This is a genomic window from Erythrobacter sp. F6033 (genome assembly GCF_023016005.1).
Classification (GTDB): Bacteria; Pseudomonadota; Alphaproteobacteria; order Sphingomonadales; family Sphingomonadaceae; genus Erythrobacter.
Genome location: NZ_JALKAZ010000001.1, coordinates 1,605,377 through 1,619,047, shown reverse-complemented (window position 1 = coordinate 1,619,047; position 13,671 = coordinate 1,605,377). Strand labels below are relative to the sequence as shown.

Sequence of the window (13,671 nt, the reverse complement as noted above, 5' to 3'; positions counted from 1 at the left end):
GCGACATGGCCGCATTCAAAACACTTGATGATTTGGGTGACGTGACCGGCAAGGTCGCGCTCGTTCGGGTTGATCTGAACCTTCCGATGAAAGACGGGTCCGCGACCGATGTGACCCGCGTTGAAGCGGTAAAAGAGACCATCCTCGAACTCGCTGGAAAGGGTGCGAAAGTCCTGATGCTGGCGCATTTCGGACGTCCAGGCGGAAAGCGTTCATCCGTGCTGTCCACCAGTATGGTTGTCGGCGATGTCGAGGCGGTGCTGGGCAAGGAACTGATGTTCATTCCTGAAGTCGCCGGACCTGTGGTGGAGCAATCCATCGGCATCCTGCGCAATGGCGATATCGGCTTGCTCGACAACACCCGTTTCTGGGCGGGTGAGACGGAAAACGATCCAAACTTTGCGCAGGCCATCGCCGCGCATGGCGACTTTTTCGTCAATGACGCGTTCAGCGCGGCGCACCGTGCGCATGCGACAACGGAAGGCATCACGCATCACCTGCCGTCATATGCAGGCCGCGCCATGGAGCGCGAGCTGAAGGCGCTTGAGGCGGCGCTCGGCAATCCCGAACAGCCTGTCGCTGCCGTAGTCGGCGGAGCGAAGGTCTCGACCAAGCTGGCTGTGCTCGAAAATCTCGTGGGTAAGGTGCAGCACCTCATCATCGGCGGCGGCATGGCCAACACGTTCCTCGCCGCGCGCGGTGTGAATGTAGGCAAGTCGCTGTGCGAGCATGATCTCACCGACATCGCTTCAAAGATCATGGACGAGGCCGATCACGCAGGGTGCACCGTGCACCTGCCCTATGATGTTGTCGTCGCAAAAGAATTCGCCGCGAATCCTGACAGTTTGCGCACTTGCAACGTCCATGAAGTCGCCGAGGATGAGATGATCCTCGATATCGGCCCGCTCGCAACCGAGGCGCTGGCCGATGTCCTCAAAACCTGCCGCACGCTCGTGTGGAACGGACCGCTTGGCGCATTCGAGACCGAGCCGTTTGATGCCGCAACCGTTGCGCTTGCGCGCCATGCCGCTGCGCTGACGCAGGAAGGGTCGCTGATCAGCGTGGCTGGCGGCGGTGATACCGTCGCTGCGCTCGCTCAGGCCGGTGTCACCGATGAGGTCACATATATCTCCACCGCAGGCGGCGCATTCCTGGAATGGATGGAAGGCAAAGAGCTTCCGGGCGTCGCGGCGCTGAGTAAATAGGCATGGCCGAAATCGAAGCCATGATCGAAGCGCAAGAGCTGCGCTTTATGCAAAGTTGGATGCACCGCGACGCAGGCGCGATCCGCGATATTGCTGCGCGCGATTTCATGATGATGGTGGGCAGCACGCCGCCTGAATTGCTGGACCGGCCCAGCTTCATTGCCGCCGCGCAAGACAGCTTTCGTTGCACCGGTTTCAGGCTGGGTCAGGCATTCGTCCGCCGTCACGGCCGCTGCGCCTGGTATGTGGCCGGCGCAAAGCTGGAACTGGAATTGGGCAGGGTCGAATGGAGCGGAGAATTCATGCTCACGGGTCTGTGGCGCAAATCACGCTTTCAGGGTTGGAAACTGGCCGAACATGCAATCTCGCAAACGGCCAAGGATGAACGTTTCACCCAGACCGTCCGCAGCCTGCAATTGTGGGCGTGATTTGAAATGAGCGAAACAAAGACTGAATACGGTTACGGCAATGCCGTTGAATGCACCGAGGGTGAATTTGCAGGCTGGTATCACTGGAATCATGATCCGTATGAGATGCGCAGCGGCCCGTTCTTTATGCGACGCGAGGATGACGGCACCTATCTTAGCGCCTTTCGCGCCGAAGCTCAGCATATGAACGGTGCCGGATCGATGCATGGCGGATGTTTGATGACATTTGCCGATTTCGCGCTTTTCGCAATTGCAACAGACGAGCTGGGCGGTGCCGCCGCAGTGACGATGAACCTGTCGAGCGACTTCCTTGGCGGAGTGCCCGAAGGCGCTCTGGTCGAGGCGCGCGGAGAGGTAACGCGTGGCGGGGGCAAAACGATCTTCGTACGCGGCCTCATCACGGGCGACGGTAAACCCGCATTGAGTTTTACGGGTATCATCCGCAAATTCAGCCCTCGCAAAGACTAAATTCGAGAACGCATTATGGCCCAGACCCACTCTTTGTTCTCAACACCCTTCGTGGTCGACCAGCTACAAAGTGAAGCCGGGATCGCAGCCCTTCGGGAAGTTATCGAGGCCGAACAGGCCCGCGATCAGGAGGGAGTATCGATCTCCAACTTGGGCGGGTGGCATTCAAACACGGAAATGATCGAATGGGGCGGTGAAGCTGCGAAAGCGCTCGCCTTAAAGGCGATGGAGCTCGCCGATGCGTATACCTTGGATGACAAAAGCCCGAATGACAGCCGCTTTGGCTGGATTCCTGAAATGTGGGCCAATGTCTCTGGCAAGGGGAACGCCAACCAGTATCACACGCATCCGGGCAGCTTTTGGTCGGCTGTTGCCTATATCGATGATGGCTATCAGGGTGATGACGACCCGAGCTTGGGCGGGCATTTGCAAGTGCTTGATCCGAGAATGCCGATGGTTCGCATGACCGCACCCGATCTTCGCATCAAAGAAAGCAATGGAACGCCGCAAGTGAGCGAAATGTCGGTCCGGCCCAAAACAGGGATGATCGTCATGTTCCCGAGCTGGCTCCAACATGCCGTGCGACCGTTTCACGGCAACGGAACGCGGATCAGCATCGCGATCAATCTGACGCCCGGATTGAAGGCGTAAAACACGGTTTATGCCGTTGCCCCGCGCGGTAGCTCTGGCTAAAGGCGAACAATCTTTCCTGCATAGGTATGCATTCCAAAGGGACAATCGATGAACACCGAAGAGATGACCGCCAAAATTGCAAACGGACAGGGCTTTATTGCGGCTCTCGATCAATCGGGTGGTTCCACGCCAAAGGCGCTGCGCGGATACGGTGTTGAAGACGATGAATGGTCTGGCGACGAAGAGATGTTCGGCCAAATCCATGCGATGCGCAGCCGGGTTATCACATCGCCATGCTTTGGTAGTGGCAAGGTCATCGGCGCGATCCTGTTTGAGAAAACGATGGATGGCAGCGTTGAAGGAAAATCCACCGCCGACGCTTTGAAAGCGCGCGGTATTGTACCGTTTATCAAAGTTGATCAGGGCCTCGCCGGCGAGGAAAACGGCGCGCAGATGATGAAGCCGCTGGATAAACTTCCGGCGCTGCTCGAAAAATCCGTCGCCAATGGCATGTTTGGCACGAAAATGCGGTCGGTGATCAAATCCGCAGACGCAGCAGGGATCGCCGCTGTGGTTGAACAGCAGTTCGCGGTTGGAAATCAGATTGCAGATGCGGGTCTGATGCCGATGCTTGAACCTGAATATGACATCACTTCGGATGATCGCGAAGCCGGTGAAGACATCTTGCTCGCTGAGATCATGAAGGGGCTCGACGCTCTGCCGGAAGGCCGCAAGGTCATGCTTAAACTGTCGATCCCTGTGAAAGCGGGGCACTACACCCCGGCTATCAATCACCCGAATGTGCTGCGCGTGGTTGCGCTGTCCGGTGGTTTCTCAACCGATGATGCGTGCGAACGTCTCGCGCAGAACCCGGGCATGATCGCCAGCTTCAGCCGCGGGCTGCTGCAGGACCTGCGCAAAGGCCAGTCAGACGACGAGTTTGACGGAACCCTAGGCAAAGCCATCGATAAGATTGCGGGCGCCAGCTGCGCTGTCTAAAGCGGTCGGCGTGAATCAGCCAGATACCCAGCTTTACCTTATCTCTCCTCAAGATGTCGGCGGCGATTTTCCCGCCCAGCTTGAGCGCGCGCTTGCTGCGGGCAAAGGAGTGGTCACCGCCTTTCAGTTTCGGGTGAAAGGGATCGACGATCAGCACAAGCTTGCAGATCTTGCCGAGCCTTTGCAGGCAATCTGCGCCGCGCATGATGTCGCCTTTGTCGTCAATGACAGCGTTCCGCTGGCCAAACGGCTTAAGGCTGACGGAGTGCATCTGGGGCAGGGCGATGGCGACCCCACGGAAGCGCGCGAGGAGTTGGGCCGTGATGTCCAGATCGGCGTAACCTGTCATGCGTCAAAGCACTTGGCGATGGACGCCGGTGAGGCTGGCGCGGATTATATCGCCTTCGGGGCATTCTTCGAAAGCACCACAAAGGATAAGGGCGACGCCGAGCGGCCTACAATCGAAACACTGAAATGGTGGGCAACTCTGTTCGAAATTCCCTGTGTCGCGATCGGAGGCATTACGCCGAAAAATTGCGCTCCGTTGATCGAAGCGGGAGCGGATTTCCTCGCGGTGTCGGGCGCTGTGTGGAACGACAATGAGGTGCAGGCCATCGAGGCTTTTGCAAAAGTGATCAGCGAAACAGAAAGGCCAGCGCCATGAAGTTTATCGATAGGCTTCTGACAATCATCATAACCGCGACTTTAACGTCTGCTGCGTGGATTATTTTTGGCGGAACAGCGTTCGAAATGGCGAATGATCGGCAAGATGATGGCGAACCGACGACAGAAGAGCCTGCGCCTGTCGCTCCAACGCCTGCGGAAACGGTCACTCCTCCCTCCGCGCCTCCGATTGCTGTGGAACCCACACCAGAACCTACGCCTGCGCCGACAGCAACGCCTCCGTCGCAGCCAAGCGCCGAGCCTACGCCAGAGGCATCGGAAACTCCGGAAACTGTAGAAGCGTAGTTAGGAACGACCGCCAAGGCGCGTGCAAATCAGTTTGCCGCGCTTCAGTTGGTTCGTGCCGACGCGCGTGAATTGCTCGCCCTTTTTGGGGCCGCGTGTGAAGGTAAATTTCTTGCCGCGTAGCAAGTATATGCCCTTACCTTCGGCATCGGTGTAGCTGGACGCAGCGCCGAGCCGGAATTCCTCTTCCTTCACGACTTCAATAGCCTTGCCAGCGGCATCGCCCGGCAAAGCGCATTGGTATGTGCCCTTTGGCATGGTCGCCAGCTTGCCGCCTCCCAGCTGGTTTTGCGCCATCATAGGAGCGGCAGCAGCCACAGCAGCCGCGAATACGGTCAGGAAAAAGACGTAACGTGTTTTCATTGCGGGGTACTCATTGTGCGCAGTTTGATAACATTATGCGGCGCTGTAAGCCACGGCGTTAAGGATGTTTGGCTGAATTTCGCCTGACTTTTTACGACAAGTTACCCATCGGCTCCGGTGCGCTTGCCGTGAACTCTTCCCTCCGCTATTGGCGCGCATCACAGTTTTTCAGAGTGCGCTGGCCCACGCCGCGCGCCATATCTCCGACAAAAGGCACCAGCCCCATGAAAATCAGCGGCGTCGACATTCGTCCCGGCAACATCATCGAATATGAAAAAGGCATCTGGAAGGTTGCCAAGATTCAGCACACGCAGCCAGGCAAAGGCGGCGCGTACATGCAGGTCGAGATGAAGAACCTGCAGGACGGCCGCAAAACCAACGTTCGTTTCCGCAGCGCCGACACAGTCGAAAAGGTGCGTCTCGATACTGCGGATTATCAGTTCCTCTATGAAGACGGCGATATGCTCGTGTTCATGGATCAGGTGAATTACGAACAGATCAATCTGCCATCCGATCTACTCGGCGATGCGCGGCCATTCCTGCAGGATGGCATGCAGGTCATGCTCGAACTGTGGGAAGAGAAACCGATTTCGGTTCAGCTGCCGCAGCAAATCGAGGCCGAAATCGTTGAAGCCGATGCGGTGGTGAAGGGGCAGACTGCCTCATCCAGCTACAAGCCGGCTGTCCTCGACAACGGCGTGCGCATCATGGTCCCGCCTCATATCGGCAGCGGCACTCGCATCATCGTAGATGTGTACGAGCAATCTTATGTCGGCAAAGCGAGCTAAGTCACGATGTCGATGTTTTCAGGCCTGATCCGCGTCATGGAACGCGCGGCGCGTAAAGCGGGTAACCGTTTGCGGCGCGACTTTGGCGAGGTTGAGCACCTCCAGGTGAGCCGCAAAGGTCCAGCGGACTTTGTTTCCAAAGCCGATATGCGCGCGGAACGCATTCTCTATGATGAACTGCTCAATGCGCGGCCCGATTGGGGCTTTGTATTGGAAGAGGCTGGCGTCATCGAAGGCGCACCAGACAAACCGCGCTGGATCGTTGATCCGCTCGACGGAACAAGCAACTTCCTGCACGGCATCCCGCACTTTGCGATCAGCATCGCGGCGCAAGAGCCGCGTCTGGATGGCAAAGGCTGGGGCGATGTCACAGCGGCGGTAATCTACCACCCGATCAATGACGAGACGTATTGGGCCGAGAAGACACGCGGTGCGTGGCTACAGGATGCGCGGCTTCGCGTGTCGGGTCGCCGCTCGCTTGACGAGGCACTGATTGCAACCGGTATCCCGTTTCAGGGACACGGGGACTTTGCCGAGTGGAGCCGCATCTTTGGCGCAATCGGGCCAGAAGTCGCTGGCATTCGCCGTTTTGGTGCTGCCTCGCTCGATATGGCTTATGTCGCCCAAGGCCGGTTTGACGGCTTCTGGGAAAGCGGGCTCAACGATTGGGACACGGCAGCCGGTTGCTTGCTGATCCGCGAAGCGGGCGGGTTTGTTTCCGATTTCCGCGGCCGCTCCAACCCGGTCCATTCGGCTCAAGTTCTGGCGGCAAATGACGCTTTGCATTCACGGCTGCACAAATTGCTGGCGAATTCGCTGAAATAGCGAAGCGATAGCGGTGAAAGTCCGCTTGAAGTAATGACAGAGCGGCGCTAACAGCGCCGTCTCTGCTCAGGCGTGCCCCTGTGGTGGAATTGGTAGACGCGCTCGACTCAAAATCGAGTTCCTAACGGAGTGCCCGTTCGAGTCGGGCCAGGGGCACCATTTCTCTTGTACCTCAAAAGACTTTGTCTCGGGTGCGAAGCGTTAGCCCAAGAGCCGCTACTTCACATCAATTCGCAGCTTAATGACGCCTTCTTCGCGGCTGTCGAACAGGCGATATGCGTCCGCGCCTTCGCTGAGATCAAACTGATGGCTGAACAGCCCTTCGCTTTTGATCCGGCCTGATCGGACAAGCGGGATCAAGTGCGGCCACATATTTTGTACGTCACAAATCCCGCCGCGCACTGTGATGTTCTTGAACATGATTAAGGGCAGTGGGAGGACATCATCAGGTTCCGGAATACCGATAAAGCTCGCATTGCCTTGTCTTGCGACCATTGGGAGTACGGAATTGATCGCGCCTTTTGCTCCTGAGGCTTCAAAAACGGATTGGATACCGGCTCCGTTTGTTTTCTCCATGATCTGTCCAATCATGTCGGGTGAAGGCGCGAGGGTTGTCGCACCAAGCTTAGCGGCCATCGCGCGCCTCGAATCAACCGGGTCAATTGCAAAAACTTCTGTTGCGCCAAGGATAAAGGCCAGCTCAACCGCGATGATGCCAATCGGGCCAAGCCCGACCACTGCAACGGTGCCGCCCGGTTTGGGTTCGGCGCGTGTCAGCCCGAAATAGGCGGTTGCCATTCCATCAGTGAGCAAGAGCGCTTGTTCGGTTGTCAGGCCATCCATCGAATAGAGTGTCCTATCCGCGTTAGGGACATTGACGAATTCTGCTTGCCCGCCCTGTAGGCTGGGGCCTATCCCGAAGGCCGTGGATGCACGGCACTGCCACACATCGCCGGTGAGGCACTGCGCGCAGGTGCCACATCCTGTCCCTCCTGCAGCCAAAACCTTGTCGCCGACTTTAAACCCATGCACATCACTGCCAGCCTCAACCACTTCGCCGACAAATTCATGACCGCAGCAAAATTTGGGTGCATCGGCGCTGTATTCGGTCTTCCCGATATGTGCGCCATGATACATGTGGAGGTCACTGCCGCAGATTGAGCAGCTTTCCACCTTTAGGATCGCGCTGTTGGCGCTCCGCAGTTCGGGATCAGCATAGCTTTCATACCGAATGTCACGTGGTCCGTTGAACACCAAAGCTTTCATCAATTCGCCTTCCCGCGTCTCTTGTTCGCATCACTGTTGCGGGAAGCGCGAGAGAGGACAAGTGCACCATTCGACTAAAATCGCTTGATCTTATCAGCGATAGTTGAAAAACGGGATGACACAGGCACATGCTGGAACTTCCATCCTATCACGCCATGGCCGCAATGGTCATTACGGTCCTGATGTTCATCGGTTTTGTCCGTGGACGCATGTCGATCGAAATCGTCTCATTGCTGACAATCGCCGTGATTGCGGTTGGGCTCTATTTCTTCCCTCTGGAAAACACCCGCCCGATTGACGGGCTCGCACTCGCATTTGGCGGGTTCGGGCACTACGCGCTGGTTACGATTTGCGCTTTGATGGTGATGGGCAGGGGGCTGGTTGTCACCGGCGCTTTGGAACCAGCGGCCCGTATTCTTGAGCGAGTGTTCAAGATCAATTTGCAGCTCGGCCTGCTGATTTCGCTTCTTATCGCGCTGTTTCTCTCAATGTTCGTCAACAACACTCCTGTATTGGTGTTGATGATCCCGATCTTCGCCGCACTCGCTGCGCGGGGGGCATTGCCCACGTCAAAAACGCTTATGCCGCTCAATTCGGCATCCTTGATTGGCGGGCTCGCCACCACGATCGGAACGTCGACGAACATTCTGGTCGTGTCGATTGCCGTGGATCTGGGCATGCGTGAGATCGGTGTGTTCGATTTTACGCCGATTGTGCTTTTGGCTGGTCTGGTTGCTCTGCCCTATATGTGGCTCGTTATGCCGAGATTGCTTGGCGATAACCGCGTTGAGGCAGAAGAGAACTTCCGCCGTTTCCACACACGGCTTCGGATTGGCAGCGACAGTGATCTTGTCGGTACCAGCGTTTCTGACATCCTTCCGAAGCTTCCCAAGAACATCCAGTTCCACGGTCAGCACGCAGGTGCACTTCAGGCACAAGATCGCTTGCACATTTCTGGAACGCATGAAGGGTTGGAAGACGCTGTTCGAGTACTCAAAGGCGAACTCGCGCCTAACTGGGTGCTTGACCGGATCAAACGGAATGCGTCGGCAAAAGACCAGGATATTCTGGTCGTCGAGATGACGGTCACAGCAGACTCGCGCCTCATCACGCGAACACTGCCATCATCGGGTATCGCAGATCTTTATGGTGTCGCGGTGCTCGGCATCCACCGCCCAAACCGGTTGATCGGCGAAAAAGACCAATATTCCGATGGCGGCGATCTGCGCATGGCAGAGGGCGATGTGCTGCTTGTCATGGGCCTGGAAAGCGATCTTCAGAGTTTCGCAAGCGCAGACAGCCTTTTGATGCTCGAAGGGGCGCGTGAACTTCCCCGCCGTTCCAAAGCCGTGCTTTCTGCGGCGATTATGGGCGTTGCGGTTCTCGTCGCATCGACTGGTTACGTACCGATTGCTATTTCAGCCCTGGCTGGCGCGATCCTGATGTTTGTCACAGGGTGCGTGAAATTTGATCGCGTGGGTAGGGCGCTATCGGGGCAGGTTATCGTATTGGTGGCCGCAAGTATTGCCATTGGCCGCGTAATTGATGAGAGCGGGGCTGCGGATTGGCTCGGGCAAGCGCTTTCGTTGGGCCTTGGATATTTGCCTCCCGCACTCGTTCTCGCGGCAATTATGGCATTCGTGACGGTGCTCACGAACTTCGCATCCAACGCCACAGCGGCAACGGTGGGAACGCCGATTGCGTTCAGTATCGCGGCTCAGCTCGGCCTGCCGCCAGAGCCGCTGGTGCTCGCTGTGCTGTTCGGCTGTAACCTGTGTTACGCGACACCGATTGCTTATCAGACCAACATGCTGATCATGGCTGAGGGCAATTACGACTTTAAGGACTACGTCCGAACGGGTGTTCCGCTAGTTATCTTGATGGTGATGACGCTCTCGGTCCTGCTGGTGCTGTGGTACGGGCTTTAGAATTACGAATAGGGGAAATGACATGAGGATCGGACTGGCTCTTGCGGGTGTATGCGGGCTTGCCTTTGCGGCGCCTGCGCAGGCGGATGAACTGCGTGATGCGCTGATGGAGGATATGCCTGAGCTGATGGAGGTCTACAAAGACCTGCACACCAATCCCGAACTGTCATTCCAGGAGTTTAACACAGCCAAGAAACTGGCCGCTCGCGCTCGGGAACTAGGCTTTGAAGTCACCGAAGGTGTCGGCCAAACCGGTGTCGTTGCCGTGATGAAAAACGGCGATGGTCCCACTGTGATGCTGCGCGCCGATATGGACGGTCTGCCGGTCGAAGAGCAAACCGGTTTGCCATACGCCTCCAAAGCGCGCGGTGTCCCTGAAAGCGGCGTTGAAAGCGGCATCATGCATGCCTGCGGACACGATACGCACATGGCGGCTTGGGTCGGCGCGGCGCAACTCCTCGCGGAGCGCAAAGACGAATGGTCCGGCACGCTGGTGATGATCCTGCAGCCTGCCGAGGAATTGGGTTTGGGCGCGGTCGCGATGCTGGAAGATGGCTTGTATGAACGTTTTCCAAAGCCGGACTATGTTCTTGCATTTCACGATGCCGCGGCAGCCCCTGCTGGCTTTGTTGGATACACACCAGGCTTTGCTCTCGCCAATGTCGATAGCGTCGATATCACGGTAAAAGGCGTGGGCGGGCACGGCGCCTATCCGCACACGACCAAAGATCCGATTGTGATCGCATCCAGCATCGTCATGCGCCTGCAAACGCTGGTCAGCCGGGAGATAAGCCCGCTTGATTCCGCAGTGGTGACCGTCGGCAGTTTCCGCTCTGGCGCAAAGCACAACATCATCTCGGATGAAGCGAAGCTGCAACTTACAGTCCGTTCGTATAGCGACGAGACACGGACGGCTCTGCTTGAAGGCATCGAACGCATTGCCAAAGCGGAATCCATGGCTGCTGGCCTGTCAGGCGATTTGCTGCCGGTGGTCGAGGTCAAAGACCCGTACACTCCCGCGACATACAACACGCCGGAGCTGACAGCGGATGTTGCCGAAGTGCTCACCGCGCGTTTTCCGGGCCGGGTGTTTGAAACCGATCCTGTGATGGGCGGAGAAGATTTCAGCCAGTTCCGCCGTGCGGATCCCGATAATGTGAAAACGCTCATCTTCTGGGTGGGCGGCGTGCCGCAGGATCAGTGGGAAAAGGCGCAGGCTGGCGAAATGGAACTGCCATCCCTGCACTCACCATTCTGGGCACCAGACGCGGAAAAGGTGATAGCCACCGCGACAGAGGCGCTGACTGCGGCAACGCTCGATCTGATGCCCGCTAAGGGTGGGTAAGTCGTGCAGCGAGTGGCATTAGCTATATGTTTTGCTAGCCTTCTGGTTTCATCGTGCGCTTTTGAAGATCGATTGTCTTGTACGCACAACATTTGTCTGGATGGGGATCAGTTCAGTAGGCTCTCACAGTCTCCGAAACCTAACGACTTCGACTTTTATAGTACGAAGTTCGGCGATGTTCATATCGGTATATACGAAGGTGATCATCCATCGCTTCCCTCGTCGATAAGCGCAACGAATATTGACGGAAACCTATGGCTGACGGGATGCGAAGAAGATGCATGCAGTGCGTGGACCGATGGGAAGGCCAACGCATCGCCGCAGTTTACAGTTATTAGCGTTCCAATCGCCCAAAGGTCTGAGTTAGTGTCAGTTCTCAAGCGAGTAAGGTTCCGATCAGACTCGCTGAGGGATTAGTAAATAAAGAACGGCCGCCGAACCGGATTGCTCCGGATCGACGGCCGTATTCTCCTCCCCAGGAGAACTGTGAAACGGGGAAACGTCTCTGCTGGTTAGTCAGCCGACGGCGCGTATGTGCCGAGGCGGTGATGCAGGGCGTTAATCTTGGCAATTTCATCGCGATCTTCGGTGGCGCGAGCGTGGCTTTCCAGCGCGCGGCGAAGAAGCTTCATGTCCGCAGTTGAAAGCAGCGCGCGAGCACGCGATGGTTCGGTCTTTGGAGTATCAATATCGCTCATTGTGTCTCTCCCTTTTCCAATCATGGATGTGGTGATGGTGGCAATTCTAATGGAAGGCTAGGAACGTTCCCGCAAGGCCGGATCATATATCCGGCCCTACGGTTGGCCTAGGCCTGTTTAAGCAGCGGCGAACTGGTTCATCGTGTTGTCCTTGCCGCCCGCTTTCAGGGCTGCTTCGCCAGCGAAGTATTCCTTGTGATCGTCCCCGATGTCGGAGCCAGCCATGTTCTGGTGCTTCACGCAGGCGATACCCTGACGGATTTCTTCGCGTTGGACGTTCTTCACGTAGCCAAGCATCGCCTGGTCGCCGAAATATTCCTTCGCAAGGTTATCCGTGCTGAGCGCAGCGGTGTGATAGGTCGGCAGCGTGATGAGGTGGTGGAAGATACCGGCACGTTTCGCGGCATCAGCCTGGAACGTGCGGATTTTCTCATCGGCCTCAATCGCGAGCTCGGTCGCATCGTAATCGACGCTCATCAAACGGTCGCGGTCATACGCTGACACATCTTTGCCCGCTTCTGCCATCGCATCAAACACTTGCTGGCGGAAATTGAGTGTCCAGTTGAACGAAGGCGAGTTGTTGTAAACCAGCTTTGCATTCGGGACGACTTCGCGGATCCGGTCGACCATGCCGGCGATCTGCTCGACATGCGGTTTCTCGGTTTCGATCCACAGCAAATCAGCGCCCGCCTGAAGCGACGTGATACCATCCAGAACGCAGCGGTCTTCTCCGGTGCCAGCGCGGAACTGGAACAGGTTCGATGGAAGACGTTTTGGCGCCATGAGCTTGCCATCGCGGCTGATGAAGACTTGGCCATTCGAAATGTTGGCCGGATCGACTTCATCGCAATCTAGGAAGCTGTTGTACTGGTCACCCAGATCGCCCGGCTCTTTGGTGTAGGCAATCTGCTTGGTAAGGCCAGCACCAAGGCTGTCTGTGCGAGCAACGATCACGCCGTCTTCGACACCCATTTCCAAGAATGCATGGCGACAGGCGCGGATTTTCTGTGCGAAATCTTCATGCGGGACGGTGACTTTGCCGTCTTGGTGACCGCATTGTTTCTCGTCCGAAACCTGATTTTCGATCTGCAGAGCGCAGGCACCCGCCTCAATCATCTTCTTGGCGAGCAGGTATGTTGCCTCGGCATTACCGAAACCGGCATCGATATCGGCAATGATCGGAACGACATGCGTTTCATAATTGTCGATCTGGTTCTGGATGTCTTTCGCCTTGAGCTCGTCACCAGCATCACGCGCTGCGTCGAGATCGCGGAAAAGACCGCCAAGCTCGCGCGCATCGGCTTGTTTCAGGAAGGTGTAGAGCTCTTCGATCAGCGCAGGAACGCTGGTCTTTTCATGCATCGACTGATCCGGCAGTGGGCCGAATTCGCTGCGAAGCGCGGCAACCATCCAACCCGACAGGTAGAGGTAACGCTGTTTCGTGCTGCCAAAGTGTTTCTTGATCGAAATCATCTTTTGCTGAGCGATAAATCCGTGCCAGCAGCCGAGCGATTGAGTGTAGGCCGCCGGGTCAGCATCATAGGCGTCCATATCGGCGCGCATGATCTTTGCGGTGTATTTCGCAATGTCGAGGCCGGTCGGGAAACGGTTTTGGATCGCCATACGAGCGGTCGCTTCGGCGTCGATTGCGCCCCAGCTTGGGCCGTTGGCTTCGATGATGTTTTGCATCTGTGCGATGGTGTTTTGATAGGTCATCAGAGGTATCCTGCTTCGTGGGGAGAGGTGATGGCCTTTT

Annotated in this window: 15 protein-coding genes and 1 tRNA gene; 12 read left to right on the top strand and 4 right to left on the bottom strand. The window is 56.9% G+C overall.

Features of this window, described 5'->3' with window-relative positions:
- Window positions 1-5: 5 nt before the first annotated feature.
- The 7 genes from MWU39_RS07695 (at window position 6) to MWU39_RS07665 (ending at window position 4,702) form a co-directional block, all read left to right on the top strand.
- Window positions 6-1,205: a phosphoglycerate kinase gene (locus MWU39_RS07695; RefSeq protein WP_247159420.1), complete on the top strand. Its 1,200-nt coding sequence runs from the start codon at window positions 6-8 to the stop codon at window positions 1,203-1,205.
- Window positions 1,206-1,207: 2 nt separating this feature from the next.
- The gene (locus MWU39_RS07690) at window positions 1,208-1,633 is read left to right on the top strand and encodes a nuclear transport factor 2 family protein (RefSeq protein ID WP_247159419.1); all 426 of its coding nucleotides are present in this window, start codon (window positions 1,208-1,210) and stop codon (window positions 1,631-1,633) included.
- Window positions 1,634-1,639: 6 nt separating this feature from the next.
- Entirely contained in the window at window positions 1,640-2,101 is a 462-nt protein-coding gene (locus MWU39_RS07685) for a PaaI family thioesterase (RefSeq protein WP_247159418.1), read from the top strand.
- Window positions 2,102-2,116: 15 nt separating this feature from the next.
- Window positions 2,117-2,752 (top strand): 2OG-Fe(II) oxygenase family protein, encoded by a 636-nt coding sequence (locus tag MWU39_RS07680; protein WP_281501092.1) that lies wholly within the window; start codon window positions 2,117-2,119, stop codon window positions 2,750-2,752.
- A gap of 90 nt (window positions 2,753-2,842) precedes the next feature.
- Entirely contained in the window at window positions 2,843-3,733 is an 891-nt protein-coding gene (locus tag MWU39_RS07675; protein WP_247159416.1) for a fructose bisphosphate aldolase, read from the top strand.
- A 10-nt stretch (window positions 3,734-3,743) separates the two neighbouring features.
- Window positions 3,744-4,397, top strand: a complete 654-nt coding sequence (gene thiE / locus MWU39_RS07670; RefSeq protein WP_247159415.1) for a thiamine phosphate synthase — start codon at window positions 3,744-3,746, stop codon at window positions 4,395-4,397.
- Window positions 4,394-4,702: a hypothetical protein gene (locus tag MWU39_RS07665; RefSeq protein ID WP_247159414.1), complete on the top strand. Its 309-nt coding sequence runs from the start codon at window positions 4,394-4,396 to the stop codon at window positions 4,700-4,702. Before thiE ends, MWU39_RS07665 begins: the two co-directional genes overlap by 4 nt.
- Here the strand turns inward: MWU39_RS07665 and MWU39_RS07660 are convergent, their stop codons facing one another.
- Window positions 4,703-5,065, bottom strand: a complete 363-nt coding sequence (locus MWU39_RS07660; protein WP_247159413.1) for an elongation factor P — start codon at window positions 5,063-5,065, stop codon at window positions 4,703-4,705.
- 224 nt (window positions 5,066-5,289) lie between these two features.
- On the opposite strand from MWU39_RS07660, the gene efp reads away from it, so the two are divergent.
- The 3 genes from efp to MWU39_RS07645 all read left to right on the top strand — a co-directional run bounded on the left by efp (window position 5,290) and on the right by MWU39_RS07645 (window position 6,837).
- Complete coding sequence (efp, locus tag MWU39_RS07655) at window positions 5,290-5,853, top strand: elongation factor P (RefSeq protein WP_247159412.1); 564 nt, start codon at window positions 5,290-5,292, stop codon at window positions 5,851-5,853.
- 6 nt (window positions 5,854-5,859) lie between these two features.
- Entirely contained in the window at window positions 5,860-6,678 is an 819-nt protein-coding gene (locus tag MWU39_RS07650) for an inositol monophosphatase family protein (protein WP_247159411.1), read from the top strand.
- Between the two features lie 74 nt (window positions 6,679-6,752).
- Window positions 6,753-6,837: transfer RNA gene (locus MWU39_RS07645), tRNA-Leu, on the top strand.
- 57 nt (window positions 6,838-6,894) lie between these two features.
- Here the strand turns inward: MWU39_RS07645 and MWU39_RS07640 are convergent.
- The gene (locus MWU39_RS07640; protein ID WP_247159410.1) at window positions 6,895-7,944 is read right to left on the bottom strand and encodes an alcohol dehydrogenase catalytic domain-containing protein; all 1,050 of its coding nucleotides are present in this window, start codon (window positions 7,942-7,944) and stop codon (window positions 6,895-6,897) included.
- 128 nt (window positions 7,945-8,072) lie between these two features.
- Between MWU39_RS07640 and MWU39_RS07635 the strand changes: the two genes are divergently transcribed.
- Entirely contained in the window at window positions 8,073-9,872 is a 1,800-nt protein-coding gene (locus MWU39_RS07635) for an SLC13 family permease (RefSeq protein ID WP_247159409.1), read from the top strand.
- A gap of 22 nt (window positions 9,873-9,894) precedes the next feature.
- Complete coding sequence (locus tag MWU39_RS07630; RefSeq protein ID WP_247159408.1) at window positions 9,895-11,217, top strand: amidohydrolase; 1,323 nt, start codon at window positions 9,895-9,897, stop codon at window positions 11,215-11,217.
- Window positions 11,218-11,729: 512 nt separating this feature from the next.
- Here the strand turns inward: MWU39_RS07630 and MWU39_RS07625 are convergent.
- Window positions 11,730-11,915 (bottom strand): hypothetical protein, encoded by a 186-nt coding sequence (locus tag MWU39_RS07625; protein WP_247159407.1) that lies wholly within the window; start codon window positions 11,913-11,915, stop codon window positions 11,730-11,732.
- 117 nt (window positions 11,916-12,032) lie between these two features.
- Window positions 12,033-13,631: an isocitrate lyase gene (locus tag MWU39_RS07620; protein WP_247159406.1), complete on the bottom strand. Its 1,599-nt coding sequence runs from the start codon at window positions 13,629-13,631 to the stop codon at window positions 12,033-12,035.
- Window positions 13,632-13,671: the final 40 nt, after the last annotated feature.